This window comes from Halocola ammonii, assembly GCF_049334165.1.
GTDB lineage: Bacteria > Bacteroidota > Bacteroidia > Flavobacteriales_D > Sanyastnellaceae > JBEGHD01.
In genome coordinates this window covers 178,424-197,846 of sequence record NZ_JBEGHD010000008.1, presented here as the reverse complement: position 1 = coordinate 197,846, position 19,423 = coordinate 178,424, and the positions used below count along the sequence as shown (strand labels likewise).

At 40.2% G+C, this 19,423-nt stretch carries 15 protein-coding genes; 11 read left to right on the top strand and 4 right to left on the bottom strand.

The features are described from left to right. Positions 1-146: 146 nt before the first annotated feature. The 4 genes from ABHV44_RS10130 to ABHV44_RS10115 are packed head-to-tail and all read right to left on the bottom strand — an operon-like array spanning position 147 to position 9,127. The gene (locus ABHV44_RS10130) at positions 147-905 is read right to left on the bottom strand and encodes a hypothetical protein (RefSeq protein WP_459074570.1); all 759 of its coding nucleotides are present in this window, start codon (positions 903-905) and stop codon (positions 147-149) included. A 23-nt stretch (positions 906-928) separates the two neighbouring features. Next, on the bottom strand, positions 929-7,927 hold the full coding sequence (locus tag ABHV44_RS10125) for a hypothetical protein (protein WP_459074569.1): 6,999 nt from the start codon (positions 7,925-7,927) through the stop codon (positions 929-931). After that, on the bottom strand, positions 7,924-8,592 hold the full coding sequence (locus tag ABHV44_RS10120) for a hypothetical protein (protein ID WP_459074568.1): 669 nt from the start codon (positions 8,590-8,592) through the stop codon (positions 7,924-7,926). The genes ABHV44_RS10125 and ABHV44_RS10120 overlap by 4 nt, the downstream gene beginning before the upstream one ends. Further along, entirely contained in the window at positions 8,576-9,127 is a 552-nt protein-coding gene (locus ABHV44_RS10115) for an OmpH/Skp family outer membrane protein (protein WP_459074567.1), read from the bottom strand. The genes ABHV44_RS10120 and ABHV44_RS10115 overlap by 17 nt, the downstream gene beginning before the upstream one ends. A gap of 416 nt (positions 9,128-9,543) precedes the next feature. Here ABHV44_RS10115 and ABHV44_RS10110 point away from each other — a divergent pair, with 416 nt between their 5' ends. The 11 genes from ABHV44_RS10110 (at position 9,544) to ABHV44_RS10060 (ending at position 19,332) form a co-directional block, all read left to right on the top strand. Continuing rightward, a complete protein-coding gene (locus ABHV44_RS10110; RefSeq protein ID WP_459074566.1) occupies positions 9,544-9,954 on the top strand; it encodes a type IV pilin protein in 411 nt (136 codons plus the stop codon). Between the two features lie 239 nt (positions 9,955-10,193). Further along, entirely contained in the window at positions 10,194-10,472 is a 279-nt protein-coding gene (locus ABHV44_RS10105) for a hypothetical protein (RefSeq protein WP_459074565.1), read from the top strand. Continuing rightward, positions 10,469-11,905: a GspE/PulE family protein gene (locus ABHV44_RS10100; protein ID WP_459074564.1), complete on the top strand. Its 1,437-nt coding sequence runs from the start codon at positions 10,469-10,471 to the stop codon at positions 11,903-11,905. Before ABHV44_RS10105 ends, ABHV44_RS10100 begins: the two co-directional genes overlap by 4 nt. Positions 11,906-11,908: 3 nt before the next feature. After that, entirely contained in the window at positions 11,909-13,975 is a 2,067-nt protein-coding gene (locus ABHV44_RS10095; RefSeq protein ID WP_459074563.1) for a type II secretion system protein GspD, read from the top strand. Between the two features lie 386 nt (positions 13,976-14,361). Then, entirely contained in the window at positions 14,362-15,180 is an 819-nt protein-coding gene (locus tag ABHV44_RS10090) for a PilN domain-containing protein (RefSeq protein WP_459074562.1), read from the top strand. Further along, on the top strand, positions 15,177-15,707 hold the full coding sequence (locus tag ABHV44_RS10085) for a hypothetical protein (protein ID WP_459074561.1): 531 nt from the start codon (positions 15,177-15,179) through the stop codon (positions 15,705-15,707). Before ABHV44_RS10090 ends, ABHV44_RS10085 begins: the two co-directional genes overlap by 4 nt. Beyond that, the gene (locus tag ABHV44_RS10080; RefSeq protein ID WP_459074560.1) at positions 15,688-16,659 is read left to right on the top strand and encodes a hypothetical protein; all 972 of its coding nucleotides are present in this window, start codon (positions 15,688-15,690) and stop codon (positions 16,657-16,659) included. The genes ABHV44_RS10085 and ABHV44_RS10080 overlap by 20 nt, the downstream gene beginning before the upstream one ends. After that, complete coding sequence (locus tag ABHV44_RS10075) at positions 16,656-17,165, top strand: hypothetical protein (RefSeq protein WP_459074559.1); 510 nt, start codon at positions 16,656-16,658, stop codon at positions 17,163-17,165. Before ABHV44_RS10080 ends, ABHV44_RS10075 begins: the two co-directional genes overlap by 4 nt. Positions 17,166-17,229: 64 nt before the next feature. Then, positions 17,230-17,766 (top strand): toxin-antitoxin system YwqK family antitoxin, encoded by a 537-nt coding sequence (locus tag ABHV44_RS10070; RefSeq protein WP_459074558.1) that lies wholly within the window; start codon positions 17,230-17,232, stop codon positions 17,764-17,766. A 422-nt stretch (positions 17,767-18,188) separates the two neighbouring features. Continuing rightward, a complete protein-coding gene (locus ABHV44_RS10065; RefSeq protein ID WP_459074557.1) occupies positions 18,189-18,992 on the top strand; it encodes a hypothetical protein in 804 nt (267 codons plus the stop codon). Further along, positions 18,982-19,332: a hypothetical protein gene (locus ABHV44_RS10060; protein ID WP_459074556.1), complete on the top strand. Its 351-nt coding sequence runs from the start codon at positions 18,982-18,984 to the stop codon at positions 19,330-19,332. Before ABHV44_RS10065 ends, ABHV44_RS10060 begins: the two co-directional genes overlap by 11 nt. Positions 19,333-19,423: the final 91 nt, after the last annotated feature.

Sequence of the window (19,423 nt, the reverse complement as noted above, 5' to 3'; positions counted from 1 at the left end):
TGGTAGTATTGGTAAATACATCTGATTTTCCTGTTAAATTTAATTGTGAGTATAGAGAATTTACGGAGAACAGAAGTAAAGCTGTAAGAATAGAAGTCCGAAGTGAAATGTCCATAGCTATAGGTGTTGAAGTAATTTAGTTCGAGTTATTTTTTCATTCTGTTATCAAATACGGCAAATCCACTCCATTTATGGAGAAGTTCCCCTTCGCTATCATAGATTAAGTCAAGAATATTATTTGGTAATTTAGCTGAATCTCTTTCAGATATCGTAATTTCCCCAAACTTTATAGACAATTTCTGATTTGGGTGATTGTCGGAATAAAAAACGCTCGCCTCCAGTATTCTTTCGTTCTCAATATCAACAACATACTCAACTCTCTTGAGCCTTAATTGCTGCCTGCCTTCAGAGTTAAACTCCAGGCTAATCATAATTTTATCATTCTCTAATTGTGTCCTCTCAGAAGAGTTGAGGTACTTGAGGCTTTCTTTCTGTAAAGCATGAGACTTCTGAAGGAAATAATCCTTGGATCGGCCGCCATCGGTATCATGTATCACAATTTGCCTTGATTCTTCCTGTAGCTGAATTCCAGTGTCCGAATCCTGCACAATTACAATTCCTGATGTGGAGAGTCGACTCCTCTCTCCATCGTAAATTATTGAACAATCTGTAGCTACCGATCCCTCCCGGTTCCTTGATGTAACTTCTACAACATATGACGTTGATAAAACCTGATTATCAGTCTGTATTGACCCGAAATTCTCAAAATCATTAGCCGAGTTGGCTATGATCGATCTAATATATTCAAAATCACTTGCCGCATCCTTATCTTGCGAATAGCAATTAAGTGTGACGAACATCATCACTATTAAGGCACTGATAAATATGAGTCCTCTTCGCTTCATTCTTAATGGTTTATATTATATGATCATTGCTGGAAAACAGGTCTCTCCATATTTCTTGGAATATGGTAATATGTTTCCTTCAGTGTCTTCCTGCCTCTCTCTGTCTCAATAGTTTTCCTGATAAGCTTCCCCTCCTGGTTGTATTGATAGAAGAGGCCGAAGTGCTGATCATCGAAACTTGCAACAAGGCGTAGCTCATCTGCATTATAAACATAAGTCACTACCTGGGCATCTTTTGGCTGAACTCTCAGATCATCCAAAACAATATCGCTAATCCAGGAATGACTAAAATCCAAATACATACTCACCTGATCTCCGTCAGACAAGGTCACTATATCTTCGGGATTGAGATCACAAGAGAACAATGCCCACTCTCCGGAGCGACTTAAATACGTTAAGCTTTTAGACGCCACCGAATTACCACTTTCGGATATCGACAGGTCGAAAGAAGCTGCTATTTCATCAGGATCTTTTTCATCAACCTTCACCCATACTTTGAAATTAATGCCCTGGTCAAGCACCTGGTTATTCACTGCCAGATGGTTTATTAACGCTGGCGGAGCACTGGCACTCAGTTTTGCACCAAATTGTCCTGAATGAGAGTCATCGCTATCCTGCACCCAAGTAGTTCCATCTGATGGCATACCATCCTCGAAGTAGTCTCCTGTAGAAGTGGGGTAAACCTTCTCAAAACTTTCAAAGAAAACAGTATTTGCAGATGCGTTTTGCGCAACTAATGTTGGTAGCATTTTGTCATAACCAAACTTAGCAGCACTTTTAATTCCCAGGATGTTCTCTTCTTCCAGCGCACTTCCATTTGGAGAATACGATGTAACAGTATTTAGCTTCAACCACTTCTCACTCAGTCCACCTGTTTCGAATAAGAATACTTCCGTATCATACATACCTGAATTATAAGATCGACCAGCAGTCGCAACACCATCGAGACCGTCTACCGTTTCTTCGTAAGCATAAGTTGATTTTTGCCTCCACTTACCTTTTTTGCCACTCTCATACTTCGAATCTCCGGATAGATTACAGAAGTAGTCATCCAGATCGTAATACCAGTTGTCATCCATTGTAGTCACCTGTGAACTTACAACATCCTTCATTATCAATTTCGGATATGCATTGTCACAAAACTGAATACAGTCCATCACAATGGGGTTACAAGAATATTCATCATCCACGAACTCCAAAAGACCGTTCATAGGGTTGACAACAAAACTTCCGCTGGCACTTGAGGGAACAAGCTCACAAACTTCTACATCTGTAGTTCCTTCTCTCCAAAATTTGATGCCAGTTTCACACTGTATCTTCTCGCCATTCCCACTGTAGTCATCATAAACATATACCAGTGAACCATCATTCAATTGCTCAAACCCTCCTATTGGCGCATCTTCAATAGTATAGTCTCCAAACTTATCTTTTATAACTACGGCAGTCTCACAATACATCCCTCCTTGAGAATCACTACAGCCAAAGCACATCTTTGGCGGAATGTCACATCTTGTCCTTACTCCAAAAACATAATTAGTTCCAACTTCTTTAAGCAAAACGCGCATATTCTCTTTGCTTTGGTTTTGCGTACTCCACAAAACCTCTGTGTTCCCGAGACCAAAGCCATCATCAACAAAGTAGTTGCTAATTGGAGTTGGGATCGGATTACCATTGACAAAAGAAAAAGTTTGATTAAGATCTCCTTGCTGAGCCGTTCTCATCGAGCTAACAGTGGACTCTGAATTACTGACATCTACAAAACTTAAAGCACCATTTATTGGGTATTGACAATGACTTGGCTTACCTCCTATTCCACTCAAATCATACCTGTAATACTCTGACAAATAGTCATTCAAAGCAGTTACCATCGGGTGGGGATTAGAAGGCGTCCCAAGTGGCGCTTGTCCGGTTCCATCTGTTACAACAATTAGATCTCCATCATAGTCAATCATCAGAGAGTACTCTTCATTCACCTGAAATCCACATGGCTCTCCAGGCATAACCAGATCAACTAAACTATTCGGAATGGCCACCTTACTTCCGGGCGAACCATTATTAATTAAGTCGTTCAGAAGAGCCGCGAACTGTTCTCTATTCGAAAAATCGCCTCCCTGACTAAATGTAAATCCAGTTGGTTGGTCATTCTTCATATAAGTCGTGTAAGACGCCACTGAAGCATTTAGCTGATTTGTTTTACCACTACGAAGTACTCTCACAAAAACCCCTGTATCATCATTCAGGTTTGACATGTCGGTATAGGAAACTGTTTCTAATAGCACCTGATTTGACTGTGATCCTGTAACATGGAAGACATTTCGGTCTGCCTGATCAATGAGTGTATTGGCTACCTGCTCATAAATTTCAAAATCTGCTGGTTGACCATCAGGTAAAACATGATCCTCTTCATTGATGAAATATACTTCTACAAGGTCACCGGGTGTTAACTTGTCCATCAAAGAACAGACATCAACTCCATCGACTAGCGGCTCAAATTCGAGGTGAAAATCTGGAGAGGATTTGAAGTTAACTTCAACATCAGTTTCAAACACAGAAGTTAAGTGAGTCGATATAACTGTACCCTGATTATACCCTTTCTGACCCATTTCGGGATAAACAAGACTAGCAGGAATATTATAATTCGTGTAAATACCTTCGTGATTCGATGAACTCTCTAGATCTAATAAGTCGCTCTGAGCCATTGCCAGGTCTGGATTATCTTCATATGGTCTATATCCATCGAAAGTTTTTGTGATTATTGGCTGCCCAGTGTTCTTATCAAAAGCTTCATTCAACGTTGTATGTTGAACACCATTTTGAGTGATTGTTTTGCTCTTAACAACAGCAGGATATGATATGACTTTTGAAGTTACATGAGTGTAGGTCGCAACGTCAGTAAGTGTTGCTGAAGCTAAAGCTGAAATAAATGGAATTAAGCCCACAACTGCTATTCCAGCATCCACATCTGGATATATTGCACCTTCATTGTTTTTATCTTCTGTTCCGCGAGCTTCCATTGCAACCTCAACCTCTTTACCTATTTGCATTGGAGAAGTCTCGAAATACTCCCCTTCTTCCAAGGTTGGATTAAGTCTGGTCACAACAGGCACCTCTTCACCAGGCTCAAAATAGTGAGTTTCCTCCTTGCTGATTAGCTGCGCACCTTCTTCGTGAATCAATGAGTAATCACCGGCATAGTTTGCCATCGATTTTACTTGACCATGCATATTATTTTGATAGAAATTAAATCCTTGTGTTGCCCAGGATTTATTCTTAAAAATATTCACGATACCTGTTGGAATCGGTATATATTGTGTTTCTTCAACTACATCAGTACTCTCGAACTTAAAAGGATAATCTTTAGCCGTATTGAATTCAAGAACCTTGTAACCAGTATTCGTTTTACCGCTATGGATATTTTTAACAACTACTCTGGAATACCCCACTGAAGGGCCGGGCATGGCGGCTCCACCTATAGGACCCTCGGATTGACGTTTGTCTCTTCCCGCCACCGCTTTCTGCAGAAAGTTCTGGTTGAAACGACTTAAAAAGCCTACTAAAATGTTTTCCTCCCTTATGGATTGAGGTTCGTTGGTAGCCACACCACTGGAAACATACTCTCCATTAACTTTTCGAGTTGACTTATATTCATATTCAGAACCATATACAACAGGCTGTCCGTCAGTCCTGGTTCCATCATCGTACATTAAAAGTCGTTTCACTCTTATCCCACCACCGCGCTTTTGCCTTAACACGGGAATTCTAAAGTATGAATGAGCTGGATCATATCTTAAACAAGTAGCTCCAACTCCATACTGGATCGCAGCCATGTTTAACAGTTCGTACACAAAACTTACTATTTCTGAACTCGATCCCATTAGGCCATCAGAGTTCAGATATGAATTAGGTTGACATTCTCCATTATCTATTACAGGCATATTACCTGCCCGATTTGTTTTCACAAAATCCTTACAAACTTGCATTGGTAACCCCCGATCATCTTCTCCATTATGAAGTTTCAATTTTATATCACCATCATCAATAGTTACCTCCTTTACCTCTGCATATCCGGATATATATTCTGCTTTACAATCAGTTAGTGTTGGGTTAACGAGCCCTTGCAAACGATATAAAATTTTAAAATAAATTCGCTCATCTCCCTTCACATACCTATTGTAAATTGCCTGACGAATACTTTCAAGCTCATTGCTAGAGTACGTGTCAATCTCACCCAGATTCAACAAGAATTCACTTCTGTGGGAAATCACCTCCGCGTTAAAAATCTGAGGATTTTCCTTCAAGGGAACCATGCTATGCGCAATTTGATCCTGAACATATCGGTAGTCATCCTGTTCGTATTGAATATGTATTTCACCTCCACTGGGAAGCTTTATTTGCTTCAGCTGCCAAGCAGCCGGGTCAAAACCTGAATCCGGTTCGGATTGATCAAGCCAGGGCCTCATTTCCGTATGTCGGGCGAGCCCATTCTTTTGATAATTACCCCAAGCATCCGCGTTGTAAGGGCTATAGAGAGGATTTTCATTTAATTCGGTCAGGCCCGCATTTAAATCAATTTTTTCACCATTTGCACCTTCATTGTAGTATGGGTACTCAAAATCAGGATATTCATAAACAAACTCGTAGGGAGCGATTTCTGACCGAACCACCCCATTATGCTCAAACCAAACTTTTTTGAGAGTCAGTTTTCCCTGACCTGTTGTACTATTTGGAAGACCCGGACAAAGACTGTTATCATACTCAAAATGGATTGTTTTGACCAAACGGTCTCCATCTTTTGTCCTTAACGAAATACTGTCGAGTTTGTAAAGAGCCTTAGTGTCAGCAAGGTCGTTAGAGTCATAAAGATTACCCGCATCCTCCTCACTTTCTATAGCGGACCGTCCATCCGTTCTTTGAGAGGTATGAAATTTGGCAACATGTGTCTTTGTCTCAATTTCATCTAGATAAGCTACCTCTTTATGTCCCAATTGAACAGAAGCCAGGTCATCATCGGGGTTTGAGATCTCTCCCCTCTGAAATCCAAAACCTTCATAGGGCGCGCGCCATTTATAATAGGAAGAACTTTCTGTTCCATTATAACCATACTTCTTGTCATAGCTGAACTTGGTCCAGCCTCCAAAATCATCATCCGTTGGGCCGTCTTGATTAACATCTATATAGTCGGGAGTAGTAATTTGAGTCAATAGATATGTTGACGGATACGCGGCACTTGTCTTCTCTCCAATAACCTGTTCAATATTATTAACATTGTCAGATCGCGCTTGTGAAGATGAAACATACTTTAAGTCTGCCGGAACTGCTGCATCGCTCAATCCCTTAACACCATAGGACATACTCTCATCGGCCTTGTTATGCAGAGGATAGCCGTACACATACAAATCACCACTTTCATTGTGTATGCCAAATTCTCCAATATGATCACCACTAGATCTATTAATATCCTGACCTACATCAGTTGATCTTTCGTAAACTTGCGGAACAACACCGCTGTAGTTGTATTCCGAAAAATTCTTATTAAGTGCGTAATGTATGAATGACGAATGCCCGGGACGACCTGAGTTATTATATTGATGTGCTAACGCATCCCGATCTCCACCGGAACCATCAATACTCGCAGTCTCCTCCTGTTCATCGGCCCCATATGAAACCTTTCCTCCCATATCGTTCGCAAAGCGAAATGACACTGCATCCTGATCGATATGTGAAGCTGGATTTGAAAAATGCCCGTAACTATTATCAACCCAGGGCTCGGTAGAGAGAGTATGTTGGCCATATGAGGCATTACCACCACCCCCAAAGTTTAAACCAGCTTCAACTTCCAACCCTAGTCCTACATGATGAACCTTACTCGTAACTTTATTTGGATAGAAATGACCAACTTCCTTATGTCTTAACTTAAATGCCCCAGAAATCCCTTCTCCTGAGACAGCAAAATTATCAGGGTTTGCATAAGGAATTGATAAAAACTTGTCTCTTTTCTCGAATGGAGCCTCGTGCTCTTTAAAATAGTCCATTAATGTGTTGTCCCCCCTCTCTTTCTCACCGTCCCTTGAATACATATAGCCGTATGCCTGTGCTGTTGTTTGAGATTCATTCTTTTGCCAGGCATAGGTTCCAAAAAGGGTGTAGTCGGGACCTACCTGAGGGGGAGCAGCTGTTGGCATTACAGAGACTCCGAAGCGATAGGAACCACCATTGTATTTGGCATTGAAATTTGGCTTACCTTGTCCGTAGTTTTGGAAGACTGAATAGCCACTACTAAAAGCGCTTGCATTCCGGAAATCATTAGCTGTAAAAGATTTTTTTTCATAGAACTTAAATAGTCTTCCCCAATGCTCCTCTTTTAAATTAGCTTGCTTTGCTTTTGCTTCACTGTAAAGGTTATTTGCTAGTCTTGCTGGATTAACATTGAGAGAGAAACTTCCTTGTCCATCACTGAGATTGAAGCCGAGGCTAGCGACACCATTACCAAACCCGTAACTAGCACCCACTGAATAACCAAAACCTTTATAATTGTTATACCGAATTGCTGCACTTCCATTCAAGGGAGTCTCCCAACTAAAAAGCTCAAATTGATTACTAACTCCAACTGAGAAAGTGCGGCTGGCTTTGGATTTAGAGTATTGAATTACGTTTTCTGCCCTCCAGTCATCGGGGTACCCACGCTTTTGACGATTAATCGCTCCTGGATTTAACGTCCAACCATAACCAACCCACGAAGCTTCCTCTTCTATTGAAGCTCCACTATGGTATGACAGCGACATAGAGTAACCACCTCCGTCAGCACCCGGAATATTCAACACAGGAAGATTATACGTTAAGTCTCCAGTAAACTCATTTACCATATTGGTAGTGGCCACAGGCTCGAAGCTCGAGAACTCAGGCTGTGACGGCCCTGAGGTCAGAGCGAAACTTACTGTAGGTGTAGCTATCTGCGACAGAAAAAGGCAGATGAAAAAAGCTACAATAAAACGCAGTTTTCTTTTGGTGGTGTATCGTTTCATAGGTCCAAAAATTGAGTAATGTCTATTTCGTTAAAGTGTTTGATACTTTCTCTTTCAAAATTGAATTGGTGTATCCCGGTTCCAAACTCGTTATCTTTAAATACAAGCTTCACCTGGTCTCCAGAGTAAAACAAGCCATCCTCTGCGGAAGAAGGCGAGAAGACAAGGTTAAATCGAACCTCTCTGTCAAACCCTTGATTCCCTTCGAAGTGAAACAGAGCTGGAGGGTAGCGTTCACCTCCAATATCGAGATGAAACATCTCCTCCAATCGGAAATTAAGGTCGTGCACCCGGTTTTTATAGTCTTGATAAGAATTCAATCTTTCGAAAATCGGATTAACTGATTGTGCTTTTATAGAAGTAATCTTGAATGTGAAGCTTAAAGATTTCGAATAATAATCTAGCTCCTCCTCAACGAGATTGATGGTTGTGTCTTGGTGATCGTAGTTAGTCAGTGCCTGATAAGCTGCAGGAATTAACGTGGCACTCAGTTCAAGATCTTTAGTTTGTCGTTTGGATGTAAGGCCACTTTCTACTGAGTTAATCGCTACTTTGAAATCCTTCTGGTTATTGATATCAAAATCATTCTTGCAACCAACTATCAATAAAAGTGACAAGACGAACAGCAACGATATGTTTTTTCTCAACCTATTCATTGCTGCCATTTGTGTAGTATTGATTCAGCTCTTTAAGAACTTCATCCGTTACATCGATATGGTCCTCCCCATAAAGCAAACTTCCCGATAAGGTTGTCCCTAGAATAATGTCGTAATTGTTGCGCTCGGCATATTGCTCAACAAAAGAATTGACCTGATTGAAAACACCTTCGAGCATCTTCTCCTCTTCTTCCTTCATTTTGGAAGCGGTCATCTCCTGATACTTCTGCACATTCTCCTGGCGCTTTCTCAACTGGCCCTCCTGAAATTGACGCTCCCTGTCAGAGTAAAATCGCGCACTATCCTGATACCTTTTCAATGATTGCTGATACAAAGACATTAATGTATCAGAATTAGCACTCCATGCTTGAGTCTTCGTTTCGAATTCTTGCTGAGCGGCCTTCATTCCCTGATAGCCATAGATAAGCTCCTGAGATTTGACAAATCCAATTTTTGGTCCTGACTGAAAGTAATTAACTATTCCGATTCCAAGCCCAAGAGTGGCAATTAATAAAATGATGAGTGTGTAAAGTGGTCTAGTCATCGTCTGCTGTTAGAGCGATGCTTTACAAAACAAAAAACCAGGGAAAGATTAATTCAGACAGTTTGACTTTCACCGCAAGTCGGTAATAACTTCAAATAAGAGGCCAGGGTGGTCTAAAGTTGTATAGTTCCGTTTGGTTAAGAGAGTAAAGCATTAAGTTGGTTGTTTAACATCTCAAGCAATTTCTGCTTGTTCATTTCACGGTGCAATTAAAAATGTTTTGTTAAAGATTCAAAAGATTTTGTGTGAATTTTCTGAAATTACTTTTTCACATCCTCGTGAATCCTGCTACCCGAAGGGATCTTAAGGCATTGATTAAGAGGTGAAATTCGCATCTATGGAGAACCAGGTCGATTCTTTACCACTTATTTTATAGCTTTACACCTGTTAACATATCTTGACATTTGAGATTGAACATGAAACAAATAGTAAAAAGAAAACTCCCCGCTTTAACTTTGATGGAACTCCTTGTAGTTCTCGCTATCATCGGCATTATTGTGATGATGGTTTTGCCGAATTTCATGGGAGTAGTGAGCGATGCCCGAAGTGTTGAAGCACAACAGCAACTGAAACACGTCTACACGCTTCAGAAAACACAATTCTTTAAAAAAGCAAAGTATTCATCAGATCTTGAAGAGCTCGGTTTTACTCAAGAAAAGCTAGCATCCCAAGGTGGTAATGCATACTATGAGATCGAAATAGTAGAAGCCAGTAGCTCAGGATTCAAAGCCAAGGCCACGGCCTCACAGGATTTCGATGGAGATGGAGTTCTGAATGTCTGGACGATTGATCAAGACCAGAACTTAAAAGAGGTTACCAAGGATTGATGGAGGGACTGGTTGATGCCTTAACTTACCTCATCATGGTATTTCTAATTGTAGAGGATTATCGAATGCGAAAAGTTAGATTAATTACACTTGTCGTTTTCATTGCAATAAATCTTATTCAATTCATTATAAATAATGCCAACTTGACCCAGCTCTTTACAAACCTCTCTTTTTGCCTGTTAATGTTAGGGCTCACAAGCCTTTATTTCAGCTTGAAAGAAAGAAAATTTGTGAATCTAATGAAAGAATACTTTGGTCTTGGTGATGCAATATTTCTACTTGGACTAACTTTTATGATGTCCTTCGACTGGTATGTGATCCACCTTGTTGTTGGAACCTTCTTCACAATTGTTGTTTGGCTACTAGTCCTACTATTAATTAAGCCGACTAAGAAATCTGTTCCATTTGTTTCTACAATTGGAATATTCTTCCTTACCACTGAGTTGGGAAGATACCTTATGGACTGGCCAGGACTTTATCAGAAGAATTGGCTCATAAACTGGATAGCGCAAATATGAATGAGACTAGATTCATAGATACAGAAGTTGCTGATCGACAACTAATCTCGTCTGAGATAGCCTGGTCTTACAGAGTAATTCCTAAGCAATCTGAAGAAGGATTGATCACACTCTTCATTGATGAAAATACAGATAGTCCAGATGTGCGCGAGGAAGTTCAAATGCTTTTCGACAAAAAAGTTGTTTTTCAGCCACAGCCTCGAGATACTATCCAAAATACTCTGTCAAGTATTTATCGAAAGACTGCAGGTGTCACCAAAACGGCTAAACTCGATTCAGCTAATGCCGATCGTTTCCTTGAAGATTTAATTATCGAATCTAAAGACATTGGAAGTTCGGACATACATATCGAAGTCTATGACGAGTCCGCCAGAGTGAGGATGCGCATTGACGGCCTGCTTGTAGAGCGGTTTACCCTGGACAAAACAAGATATCCGGCACTCGTCAATCGAATTAAGATTAAGGCTAATCTCGATATTGCAGAAAAGAGACTGCCTCAAGACGGAAGGATAAACTTCAATGAAGATGGGCTTCGGGTTGATATCCGTGTTTCAATACTACCATCCCTTTATGGTGAAAAAGTAGTGATGCGTCTGCTAAGTAGGGACACAACCAATGTAGACATCGACTCATTGGGTATGCGAAAAAATGAGAGAGACATCTACTTAGAAAGCATCAAAAACACCAGTGGAATACTTTTGATTAGCGGTCCAACTGGCTCTGGTAAAACAACTACATTGTATGCCACATTAAAACTGCTGAACGAGACTAAAAGGAATATTCTCACCATTGAAGACCCTATTGAATACACTTTGGACGGAATAAATCAGGTACAATTAAAAGACAGTATTGGCCTAACTTTCGCCAAAGCACTACGAACTTTTTTACGACAAGATCCTGACGTGATAATGGTCGGTGAGATCAGAGACTCCGAAACTGCCGAAATGGCCATCCGTGCAGCACTTACAGGTCACCTGGTACTTTCCACAATTCACACTAATTCTGCACTTGAAACCATAAACAGGTTGATTGACATGGGAGTTCCTGATTATCTCGTTGCAAACACACTCAAACTGTCTGTGGCCCAAAGATTATTGCGAAAACTTTGTAGCCATTGTAAAAAGGAGAAGTCTTTGAACTCAGCAGATTTTCCATCTTGGGTCGAACAGAAAAACATACCTGAACGCCATTATGTACCCCAAGGCTGTGAACATTGTCATTTCACAGGATACTCCGGTAGAACTGCTGTTTATGAAATGATCAACATGAATCAAGAGCTTGTAAAGTCAATCAAGACTGGAAGTCTGAATTCTACAGAATATCAGAAAAACCAGGACATTAAATCGCTTGGAGCAAATGCACTTGAACTATTTGAACAGGGCATAACTTCATTGGAAGAAATTTACCCTATATTGCTCACCTCAAAAAACTAGCTTATGGTATCTGCCTTAACCAAAAGTTTACATCTACTCTTTCTCTTCGTGTTGTGTTCAATTTTTTCAATAGATTGCTTTTCACAAGAAGATGGTACTGAGCGAATTCAACAGATTAGAAATGAACTTGAAACACTAACAGTTGATCAACCTGGCCTTGACGAGTCTATTCAGACTTCAGTAAGTGGTGTTTCAATAACTGAATTCATCCGAACAATTGGAATAAATCACGAACTCAATATTAATGTTTCTGACAGCCTGAATCAAAGGCTAATAAACAATTTTGCTAACGCTCGGGTCGCAGATGTACTCGTATTTCTTTGTAAAGAGTATTCGCTTGATATTGAAATAATTGGTGGTATAATATCCGTTAAGAAATGGAACAGACCATCCCCACCGGTTATTCCAACTCCACCTAGGGTAATTGACATAGAATACTTTCCAGAAACAGATTTCATTTCTCTTGATCTCAAAAGAGACAGTCTTGGCAAGGTAGCCAGAAAAATCACTAAAGAATCGGTACACAATGTCGTTCTGTCACCAAATATTGAGAATAAACTTGTAAGTGTCTACATCCAGAATAGACCTTTCGCTGATGCACTGGAAAAAATGGCTTATGCCAATGGTCTTGAGATTGAGAAAGACGGTAATTTCTTTTTAGTTTCAGAGTTGACACCCGAAGAGCCAGTCAATAATTCCAGAACTGCTTCGAACAGTAGAAATAGCAGAGGTCAAAGACCACAGGATGAAGAGGGCGAATCAGGAGAAATTAATGTCTCTTTGGCTCAGGACTCGCTAAGAGTATCGGTTAGAGCCAATGACGCAGAAATCTTAGACATTATCGAAGAAGTTTCGGATAAGCTTTTAAAGAATTTCTTTGTAATTACTCCTCCTGAGGGGCGCATCACGACCTTCATAGACAATGCAACTTATGAAGAGGTTTTGACCTATCTATTCCACGGAACAGAATATAGCTTCACGATTGATGAACGCGTTTATCTAATAGGTAACTCTCAGGAAGACGGTATCGAAACAACAGAGATGATTCAATTAAAATACCGCACCATCGAAAATGTATTCGACTCATTCGGAGGGGGTAGTTCCAGAAGCTCTCAAAGAAGAGGTACTGGTCAAAACCAAGGTCCTGGTGGAGCTGCAGGTTCTTCTGGCGGTCAATCTGTTGCTGTGAGCTCTCCTTTCATGTCACCTGATCTTAAAATTCAATCTTTTCCGGAGTTAAACTCTTTTATTGTAAGTGGCTCATATCCTGATGTAAAACAATTCAAGGACTTTATTCATCAAGTAGATCAGGTGGTGCCTGTAGTGATGATAGAGATTTTGATTGTAGATGTGAACAAGAATAGAACCGTAGCTACAGGTATAAATGCCGGACTTAGTGAAGAAGGTGCTGCCGACCAAACGAATGGACAAATCACAAGTGATCAGGGATTAAACCTTGATGTCAGTACAGAAACGATAAACGGACTTCTGGGTAACTTCAACACTGCAGGAATCGTCAATTTGGGAAATGTTTCTCCAGATTTTTACTTGAGAATTCAGGCGCTTGAATCAGATGGTGTCATACGCACCAGATCGATTCCAAAGCTTTCTACTCTGAATTCGTATACTGCCAGTCTGAGTATCGGTCGTCAGGAGTACTACCTGGAAACAAGAACGAATGTAAATCCATCAGCCGGTAACAATGTTATTACTGAGCAACAAGTATGGCAACCACTAAATGCCGATCTTTCAATAAATGTGACTCCTGTAGTCTCAGGAGCGGAACAAGTAACATTGAGTATCAATGTAACTCAAAGCGATTTCACAGAACGATCTGGAGCAAACGGACCATTTGGATCCGTCAACAGAGAGTTCGAATCAAGTATTCGAGTAAAGAATGGCGAGATGATTCTCTTAGGAGGTCTTGAAGACAAGTCAAACAACAGCTCCGGGGGAGGCATTCCACTCATTTCAAGAATTCCGGTTCTAAAATGGCTTTTTGGAAGCAGATCAAAATCGAAGAGTCAGAGTCGTTTGAATATTTTCATTCGCCCAACAATCATGTACTAGCCTGAACTTTTATGGCATTCTTTTCTGGCATACTTAAAGAAACAGTTTGTGCAGTCGATATCAATATTTCTGCTGAAGGCAATACCTCTTTTCTTGTAGTTCATCTTGTCAAAAATGGAGATAAAATTGAGTTATCCCGGGAACCACAGAAAGCTGAGAGCTGGGAGTCACTATTCTCAATCCTCGATAAGAAAACACCTTTAGTTCTATCCATTTCAGGCAGTGGCATACTCAATAAGTGTGTCTCAGGAATTGACAAAACCTCTACAGAGCTCCTCAAGTCAGCACTTCCAAAAGCAAAACCCATCGACTTCTATATTCAGTCTTTTGAATGGGATGAAAGAACTTTTTTCAGCCTATCTCGAAAATCCCAGGTCGATCAGATCTTGAGCGAGTTTGCGGCAGAAGGCTTTAATGTTCTTTCTCTTTCATTGGGAATATCAGGTCTTCAAAGTATTGCATTGCTAAGTTCTTCAAATGTTGTCGGATGGCACACTGTTGTCGACCTGGACAATGGTTTGATTACCGCCCGAAATGACAATTCTAAGACTCATCAAAACATCAAAATAGATGATCTGGTAGTCCCTCCGGAATATGCAGCCTCACTTTCAGTAGCATTGAAGTTTTTTATTTCACCTGAAGAAAGAAGTGCAACGTTGCCAGAGTCTCTGACCGCGCAGAGAGAAGACTATCAATATAGTCGGAAATTCAAGCTTGTAGGAATTACTTTTCTAGTGTCTCTCTTTATTCTTCTGGTGATTAACTTTTTTGTCTTCCAGCATTATCAAAAGAAAAATGCCGCCCTCCGTCAGGAGTTGGTTTTCAAGTCTCAAGCATATGACGAGCTGCAGTCAATTGAAGCTAATATTGCGAAAAGTCAAAGCATGATTTCAGAACTTGGTATAGAGCGAAATACTTCGGGAACCATGATTCTGGATCAGGTGGCATACCAAATGCCTGAAAGCATTTTACTGGAGTCCATTTTTGTACGACCTCCTGAAAACAAGATAAAGAGGGGAAAACCACTTAGCTTTCAGACAGACAAGATCGAAGTAAGCGGTATTGCCAACAATTCGGAAGACTTAAACAACTGGCTAAACAGCATTCGCAATATGAAATTCATAAAAGAAGTTGAGTTGTTGAATTTCAACCGTATAGAAGAACCAATTGGCCAATTCGAAATCCTTATTTTGCTAAAAGTATGAAGCAATTGTCCGATTTAACAAATAAGTCTCGGTTCTACATCCTCATAGGATTGATGGTATTGGTGAGCTTTGCTGCTTACAAGCTTTCATTTTCCGCTACAGTAGAACAGTTTCGAGAATACTCTGAGGCTCGCCTAAAGCTCGATAGTAGCGCCATAGCTGAAAAAAAGCTCCCAAATGCAAGAGGTCGTTTGCAGCAACTCGAAGGGATCATTGGCAAACAAAACCGAAAGACTGAGGAAGTACAACAGGAATTATTGGGAAGTATTGAAAAATTCTCCAGGAAAAACGACTCGAAACTTTTCGAAGTCTCCCCTATTCACTCTTATGAAAAAAATGGGTACACAATATTGACCCACTCAGTTTCTGTAAAGGCAGATTTTCACACCTTGCAAAAGTTAAGTAAATTGCTTGAAGATGAATTTAAATACGGCCACGTAGCAGCATTTGAGTATCATGTCTACAAGGAGAAAAGGAACCGTGAGAAACACCTACTTAGTACATACTATGTCCAAAATATTCAATAATCAATTATTTTGCTTCTTTTTCGGAGTGGTCTTCCTCTCTTCATTTTATCAATGCTCTGATATAATAGAAGAAGACCTCTCAGACGATCGAATTGAGATAATACTTCCAGCTGACTCTCAAGTAGTCACCTCTACAACTCCGCAGTTCCGATGGGAAGAAGTGGACGGAGCCATGCACTACCGAATTCAAATAGTGCAACCAAACTTTGAATCGCCATTAGAATTCCAGGTTGACTCAACAATTGGAGAAAATTCAGTCTATTTTTCAATGAATCCTGGGACTTATCAATGGAGAGTTAGAGCAGAAAACGGAAGTAGCCATACACCTTATTCAACAAGAACCGTATTTATAGATTCTACTTCTGGTATCCAGGATTCTCAGATTATTCTGTCTTCACCGGCTAATGGCGCTGTCTTTTCCGATAGTCTTGTGAGTTTCGACTGGGAACCATTAATCGGTGCTAACTCTTACTCCCTCAAGGTTTTCGAAAATGAAAATGGAGCAGTAGGAGATCAGTTTGGCCCAACAGTTAACTTAACCTCAACCGACACCTCACTTGTTATCCCAGAAGGCATCTGGTTTTGGAGAGTTCAAGGTTTTGATGGAAGTTCTCAATCTCAATTCACCCAGAGAAGTTTAACAATTGATCAATCTGCTCCGAGCCTTCCAGTTCTGACCTCACCGATTGGAGACACTTTAAGCGTCACAGGAACAACTGAATTTGAATGGCAATCAGGTATTGATGAGTTTACTATCACCAGCGACAGTATATTCGTTTATGACGATCAGGACCTGACAGACTTGGTTATGGAAGAGGAAGGAGTGAATAACAGCATAATAATCCCAAATTCAGACTTCGGAACAGGTCGTTTTTACTGGATTGTTAAGACTTACGATTCGGTTGGGAACTTCTCAGAAAGCGAACCGGAAAGCTTTGATATTGAACCATGAAGCAAAAGCCACTTAAATACATAATGCTAGTTGTTGTTGTGATGATTTGGACAAAGGTTATTTACGACATTGTACAATCTTCCAACGATGAAACGATAGTGGTCAATTCAGAGATTGTGGCTCCCATCAAGGATTATGAGCAAGGGCATGAAGAAACCCAGAGCTTCAGTCTACATTCGAAATTTCGAGATCCATTTCTTGGAAAGGCCGCCAGCCGAAATAAGAATACCGTCATCCCTCAAACCAAAAGGATAGTTACAAAAAAGGAGGAACCAGAACCTCCTAAACAAAAAGTCCGTTGGCCAAATATCAAATACTTTGGAATGATGCAAAACAATACTACTGGTGAGGTCAACGCAATTTTTTCAATACACAATCAAGAGTATGTGAACAGCATAGGAGATACTATCAATGACCTTATGGTTCTCGAAAACGTATTCACAGACTCTATTTCACTCTCTCAAGCAGGTGAAACAAAGACAATTGTCAAACATGTTCAGGAATAATTTCAACCTCGTACTTATTGGTCTCTTTCTATTTAGCTTCTGGTCTTGCTATAATAAGAAGCTGATGTCAAGGACATTAGTACGCAAAGACGAACGTGTTGAGGTTCAATATTTCAAAGAGAACCCTAAAGTCTCAGCTGATCCCAAACTCACATACTACTGGCAGGATGCAGGGCTTATTAAGTCGACCCAGGGTGGATTCTCAGGGGGGCTTCTACATGGAAAATACCAGGTTTTCGACACTGACGGCAACCTGATAAAGTCAGGTTACTTTTCTAAAGGGCTAAAAGATGGTGAATGGAAAAAGTGGGATGGAGAGGGAACCCTATTAAAGTTAACACATTGGGATGACGGACTCCTGGATGGTACTTACCTGATCTTCAATGATGACGGAAACATTTCAGAAAAGAAGAATTTCAAAGACGGTGTTCTTCACGGAGATCAATTCAAACTTATTAATGACACTTTGAAGCATACAACCACCTACGATAAAGGAGAAGAAGAAATAGAAGACTCGGAGCCCAACGAAAAGCCACTTTGGAAAAAAGCTCTCTTTAAAGAAAAAACTGACTCGACAACGACTAAAGACAGCATTCCTTGAGAAGTATCTTAAATCTGAAGTTCAAAGCAAACTCTCTCTTCTACGCTTTGGTAATCTTATTATTAAGCGGCATACTGCTTACGGCTTTAATTTATTCAACCTACCTCTTCAGAGTTGAACAGGATCTTTATCAAACCGAAGTGGAGCTGGTCCAAAACTCCAGATCTGGTTTAAAATTCCTCTCGGCTCAAGAGTCTCCTTATTTCGAAGAATGGATTGACCTTTTTCAGGAAGGTGCAGACTCAGTCAAACTGAAAAAATATCCATGGGGTACTTTTTTTATTCTGTCAGCGAGAGCTTCGCAAAACAACCGCTCTCATATCAAGAGCGCAATTGCAGGAAGACAAAACGATAATTCATTTGCAATAGCCTTAAGGTCAAGGAGCTATGATCCTCTCACATTAAGCGGAAGAACAAAAATTGTGGGTGATGTTTATGTGCCAAATAGCCGAGTGGAAAGAGGATATATTGAAGGGCAAAACTTCGTTGGAAACCGTCTTGTTCAGGGCCAGATTATCGACTCAGAGTTTAAAATGGATGAGAATCTGTCGCATCTGAAAGGATTCATTAGCGGTACCTCAATGGAAAAATTCGAATACAGTGATTTTTCAAGCTACATTAAGGATTCTCTTCAAAATTCTTTTGCTACCAACCCAATCATACTTGCATCAAACGATAGCATAAGTATTTATTCCTCTATTTCCGGTTCTATAGCAGTACTATCGCAAACTGCAATTTATGTCAATCCAGACGCTTCTCTCGAGCACACCCTTTTGATTGCACCACGGGTTTACATTGGCAGTAATTTTATGGGAAAAGTTCATGTAGTCGCCTCAGAAATGATTGAAATACAGGAAAGGGCAATTTTGGAATATCCTTCATCTGTTAGTCTTATTAACGAAGACAAAGAACTCAGAACGGAGGTTCACTTCTCGCCTCAGAGCGAGATACGTGGTACAGCAGTTCTACTTTCAGAAAATAAGAGATCTTCCCTAAAAATAGATCGGGCCAAAATTGTAGGGGAAGTGATATCCGATAGCTATGTAGAGTTGAAAGGGACGATTTTTGGGTCAGTTATTGCAAACCATTTTCTACTTGAAACTCCTTCTTCCACTTATGAAGATCATCTTCTGAATGCCACGGTTGATAGTGGGCAACTGCCCGGTCAATTTGTGGGCACAATTGGAAGCCTTGGTTCTTTAAAAATTGCCGATTATGTTGAATAATCAGGTTAAGGCCGCAACACTTCTTGAGACAACAGTCGCCATGGCCATTGTCTTAATTACCCTTTCAACCAGTCTTATTATTTACATAAACCTATATCCCGTAATAGGAATAAATTCTGATCAAAACTGTTTTCAGCTTGCTATCAGCAAGCTTGCAGACATAAAGCAGTCTGGAAATTTTGAAGAAGAAGAAGAAATGATAAATGAAAATCTCCAGATCAGCACAAGAATCTATCCCTACGAAAATGATCTTAAAACCACCTTGAGTGTGATTGAGATTGAAGTCCTTACAAAAGATGGAAATCAATGCAGTTTAATCCGAGAAATTATTTCGAAGTAATGAAGTTAAGAGCATTTTCTATCCTGGAGTTAACCTTCGCACTATTTATCACTGCGATATTGATCTCTTTTGCTTATTACACATGGTCTCT